Raw genomic sequence first — 5163 nt, forward strand, 5'->3', positions numbered from 1 at the left:
TTTCCAGCGCTGAAGGTATAAGTCCGGGCACCCGGGCGAGAGTCAAAATACACACAGGCCCCCTGAGCCTGAACTTTGAAGCACTGCATGTGGAGGAGAATCCAGGGCAAATGTTCCGGGACATCCAGGAAAAGGGTCCCTTTGCCCATTGGTCACACACCCACATTTTCCATAACAGCGGTGATGAAACAATTCTTGAAGACAGAATCGAATACGGGCTTGTCGGCCATCGGTTTATCCCCGCCTTCATCAGGCACCAAATCGAGAACAAACTTACCAGACTCTTCCGACATCGACAACAAATCCTCACAAATGATATTGCGCTCCACGGTAAATACAGCAGAAAACAGCTCAATATCCTTGTCACAGGTGCCGGCGGAATGCTCGGCAGAAGCTTACTGCCTTTTCTGACAACGGGTGGACACCGGGTCTGGCGACTCGTCCGCAGGCGCCCCTCTCCTGACAAAAATGAGATTTTCTGGGATCCGGAAAAAAATTATCTGCAGGCAGCTGACCTGCCGCCACTGGATGCGGTCATCCACCTGGCCGGTGAACCGATCGGTCTCTGTCGCTGGAATGAAAAGAGAAAAACAAGAGTTCTCAGAAGCAGAACAGCAGGGACCATGCTTCTCTCACAGACCCTCGCAAAACTGCAAAATCCGCCATCCGTTCTTCTTTCAGCCTCGGCTGTTGGATATTATGGTGATTGTGGTCACGACCCCGTCAGTGAGGACCACAGTCCTGGAGAGGATTTCATTGCCCGGGTCTGTCACCGGTGGGAAGAATCCACCCTGCCCGCCCGGCAGGCCGGTATCCGCACCGTCCTTATGCGAATCGGCGTAACCCTGTCCCCGAAAGACGGCGCGCTGAAACGTATTCTCTCCACCGCTCCTCTGGGATTTATGCGCCATTTCGGTTCCGGCGACCAATATATCAGCTGGATCTGCGAAGATGACCTGTTTGCGGCCATGCTCCACACCCTGGTTACTCCAGCCCTTGAAGGCCCGGTGAATATGGCAGCCCCCCATGCGGTCACCAATAAGGAGCTGATGTCTGTTCTCTCAACCGTGACCGGCCGCCCCCTGCTCTTTCCCATGCCGGGGCGCCTGTTTGAAATCATGTATGGACAGATGGCCCGGGAAGTCATACTTTCCGGATGTCGTGTTTCCACGGAAAAGCTGGAAAAAACCGGTTTTGTTTTTAACTGGCCGACCATTGAACCGGCACTGCGTTACCTCCTCGGCAAGGACAGGAAAGGGAACTTTACACAGGTAGAACCATGAGCAAATCACTGAAATCACTTTTCTGGGTCATCATGACTACGGCCCTGGCCTTTGGATTTTTTCATCATATCATTGACCCGAAAGTCCTCAATTTTGAGCGGCTGCATATCTTCCTCTTCAATCTCTGCGGCGGCGGCACCATGCTCGTCTACTTCACGGAAGATGAATCTCAACTGAGTAGGCGGGGCAGGCTTTTTCTCTGTTTTTCCCTCCTCTTCGCCTTCTGTGCCTTTATGCAGTGGTACGGCCTTACCCTGGTGATTCCGCTGGTTCTCGCCTCTATCCTTGAATCGGTCAGGATACGCCATTTCGGCGGCGTTCTCCCCCGGGGACTTTTTTCAAGGCGGGAAAAAACATCGACCAAATTCCACCAGGCTTCTCTTCTCTGTCTTTCCCTCGGTCTGGTTATTTCCAGCCTGGCCATTCTCAACAGTGAGTATGGTCACTGGCTCACCCTGGATAAACTGAAACTGGACACATTTTTCCTGGGATTCTCATTTCCTCTTTCCCTGATCACCATGTCCGTCATTTTCGGCCTGATGAAGAACAATAATGTTCCTCCCATTGGTACCCTCAAGGAAATTTCCTTCTGGATCATCAACCTCGGGGTCATTATCTTCTTTCTCTTTATCCTGGCCAACTGGTTTATCCCCCAGGTTCTTATTGCTTCTACCCTTTTTCTCACCGTGGCCCTGATTTTTTATCTCTACTGGTACCAGGGCAGACGTCTGCAGCAGAAGGCCTTTCTCACCTCCGGTATTCTTTTTCTGCTGGTCACCTCGGTTACAGGTATCCTCTATATCCTGCTGGCTTTCAGCAGTAATTATGACCATCAGCAGGCCCTGCCGCTTTTAAGAATGCATGCCTTTACCGCCCTCTATGGCTGGAATCTCAGCGGACTTACCGTTATCAGCAGGCATGGGGATTTCCCCCTTCGCCTCCACTCCCGCAAAGTTCTTTTCCTGCACTGGCTCACCGTGCTGATTCTCTGTCCCCTGGGTTATTTTTTCCCCCTTGCCGCCATCGCAGCCGTTCTCTGTTACGGCCTCCTGCTCGCCATTCTTCTTTTTAATGAAGGACAGGTCGATCAAAAAATCGTGGCCATGGAAGACAAGGTGCTGACAACTTCAGCGGAACAATAATCAATCGTTGTTTTTCCGGGAAAAGTGAAGAAAACAAACAGCCGATCACTCTATTACGGTATCAGTTTTAATTTGAGTATATACAGATCCCCTGCACGATTCCCAGGATTTCCCATAACCTGGACTGAGAAACAACACAGGCTCATCCGGCATCATTCACTCCTTTACCGGTTTTCTCGCCGGCCGGAAGCTTGATATAAACATTGACACCGCCGCTGTTGCCATTTTTTACGACTATCTTTCCACCATGAAGATCTATAATTCTTTTAACTATAGTCAAACCAAGGCCCGATCCGCCCAGGTCGGTTGCACGGGACTTTTCAACCCTGTAGAACTGGTTGAAAATGCGGTCCATATCTTCTGAAGGTATCCCCTCGCATGTATTGAACAGTTCGATATGAACTGTTCCCTCTTCCCGAAAGACGGTACAGCGGATCTCGGGCTCATCGCCCACAGTATACTTCACCGCATTGTCAACAATGTTAATCAGTACTCTTCTTAATTTTTCCCTGTCACCCTGCAGATGAATCCCCGGCTGAATATCCCTGACCAGGCTGATTTCCGCAGCAGCGATAATTTCCTTGAAATCACAAAATACCCCTGAAACAAGATCCGAAAAGTCAACATCTTCCGGCTCAAATGAATCCTTCAGCTCCAGGGCGGAAAGATCGAGCAGATCCCTGACCAGTCGGTCCATGCGATAGCAGTTTTTAACCTGAACACTGACCTGCTGCTGAAAATCCCCTGGCAGATCATCCCGCATCCATGCCTCATCAAAGAAAAGACGCTGCATGGCAAGCGGCGTCTTCAGTTCGTGGGAGGCGTTGGCTATAAATTCCTTCTGCCGCTCAAAGGAGTACTGCAGTCGATCAAACATCCGGTTCAGAGATGTGACAAGGTCATAAATTTCATCCCTGTTTTTCCCTGTCGGTATTCTCTTATCGAGTGTTTTATCCGTTATTTCCCTGGCAAGGGCGTTGATTGCTGCAATCGGTTGCAGTATTTTTCCCGCGGCGAAATACCCCAGCCCCACCAGGGCAAGGGCAAAAACGACGAGACCGGCTGGAATGGCAATGGCAAGATCGGTCACTTCCTCTTCCAGTTTTTCCATTGGCCTGGCGATTTGAACGAGATAGCTGTATCCCCGAAAAGGAAGATTAAAGACCCGGACCCTGAATGTCATATCGGTTCCGTCATCTTCGTCAAGATTGGCCGCGTCCGGACGGATATCCGCGTTAAAATTGTACCCTTTACTTCTGTTTTTCAACGGAAGATCAACAAACCGTGTCATGGCAGACGAAAAAACAGGTTTCTTCTGCCGGTCGTAGACCTTGAACCAGTAAAGCTTGCCAATCGACTCCAGCATGGGATCATCTGAAGAACGGGTAAGTTTCCCGGCAACGGGAGACAAGCCGGCCAGAAGAGTCTCGGCCTGACTTTTCAGTTCGGCATCGAGGAGTTCATATGGCTGTTCTATCAGTTCAAAGGTGACAACGATGGAAAAAAGCAGGCCCGCCACCATGCCGGCAGCGGTAATCCATACAGTTATTCTGTTGCGGATTTTCACAGGTGATCATCCTTGATCATATATCCTACCCCCCTCACGGTCTGAATAATCTGCCCACCCGGGTCATTGATTTTCCTGCGGAGGTTTTTAATATGAACATCAATATTATTGGACATGGTATAGGCGTCAAACTCCTCCCCCCAGATATGTTCGGCAATATTGAAACGGGATACGGCCCGGTTCATATTGTACAGCAGGAACTCCAGAATTGAAAACTCTTTCGGGGTAAGATTCACCGGCCGCCCGTCAAGAAAAGTCTCTCTGGTTGCCGTGTTGATCCTGAGCTGGTCTTTTTGCAGGATCGAGGAAGCCAGATCATTGCCCCGCCGGAGAAGCACACGGATCCTGGCAAGCAGCTCCCCCATGGAAAACGGTTTTGTCAGATAATCATCCGCCCCCATGTCAAGTCCTTTAATTTTATCTTCCGTCATTCCCTTTGCGGTCAGCATCAATACCGGCGTGTTGATCTTCTCCTCCCGTATCTCGTTTATAACCGAATAACCGTCGACTTTCGGCAGCATGATATCTAGAAGAATCAGGTCATAGGAGTCCACGAAAATACGCTCCAGCCCCTCCTCTCCATCAAAAGCCGCATCAACCGTATAACGCTGTTTGAGCAGTGTTTTCTTTATCTGTTGAATAAGTTCCGGTTCGTCATCAATAATCAGTATCCGCATGCCATCTCCTCAGACTGTTCCCTGGTTCAGGTCAGAGCACAATTAAGAAACATATTCTCCCTGGCGAGTGTCACGTCAACGATGAAATGACGTAATATTGCGCTGTAATTTTTTGTGCCATTCTGTCTGCGGCTTTGAGCGCATAGTAGAACTATGTAACATAAGCCGCTGGCGGGATGGTGCAAAAAAGGACAAGCAAGATACGTCAGAGCAGTGTTGACGGGACACTCGTCACAGATGGGTCTTTTTATTTCCCTGGAATAAAGAGACCGGGGGATAAGGAATTTTCATGGGAGCTTATCATCCAGTGCTTGTCCATAGTTGGTCTTTTTGCCCGATATCTGAGTTGCCCGAAAAATTTTATCCCCGGAGGTAAGCGTAGACTCCGATATCAATTATATGCCTGAGGTATAATTTCCTGTGCGCCTTGATCTCAAACAAAAATCCTCATTTCTGCACAGACACTATCTATATATTGCAAATACAGACAAAAC

At 49.4% G+C, this 5163-nt stretch carries 4 protein-coding genes; 2 read left to right on the top strand and 2 right to left on the bottom strand.

Features of this window, described 5'->3' with window-relative positions:
- A partial coding sequence (locus ACXLDX_RS10720) for a TIGR01777 family oxidoreductase (protein WP_457577178.1) occupies nucleotides 1–1283 on the top strand: 1283 nt, incomplete at its 5' end.
- On the top strand, nucleotides 1280–2425 hold the full coding sequence (locus ACXLDX_RS10725; protein WP_457577179.1) for a hypothetical protein: 1146 nt from the start codon (nucleotides 1280–1282) through the stop codon (nucleotides 2423–2425). The genes ACXLDX_RS10720 and ACXLDX_RS10725, both read left to right, overlap by 4 nt.
- A gap of 142 nt (nucleotides 2426–2567) precedes the next feature.
- On the opposite strand, the gene ACXLDX_RS10730 is transcribed toward ACXLDX_RS10725, so the two are convergent.
- Both ACXLDX_RS10730 and ACXLDX_RS10735 read right to left on the bottom strand, forming a co-directional pair.
- A complete protein-coding gene (locus ACXLDX_RS10730) occupies nucleotides 2568–3992 on the bottom strand; it encodes a sensor histidine kinase (RefSeq protein WP_457577180.1) in 1425 nt (474 codons plus the stop codon).
- Nucleotides 3989–4669, bottom strand: a complete 681-nt coding sequence (locus tag ACXLDX_RS10735; protein WP_457577181.1) for a response regulator transcription factor — start codon at nucleotides 4667–4669, stop codon at nucleotides 3989–3991. The genes ACXLDX_RS10730 and ACXLDX_RS10735 overlap by 4 nt, the downstream gene beginning before the upstream one ends.
- Nucleotides 4670–5163: the final 494 nt, after the last annotated feature.

The sequence above is a fragment of the Desulfomarina sp. genome (genome assembly GCF_054039375.1).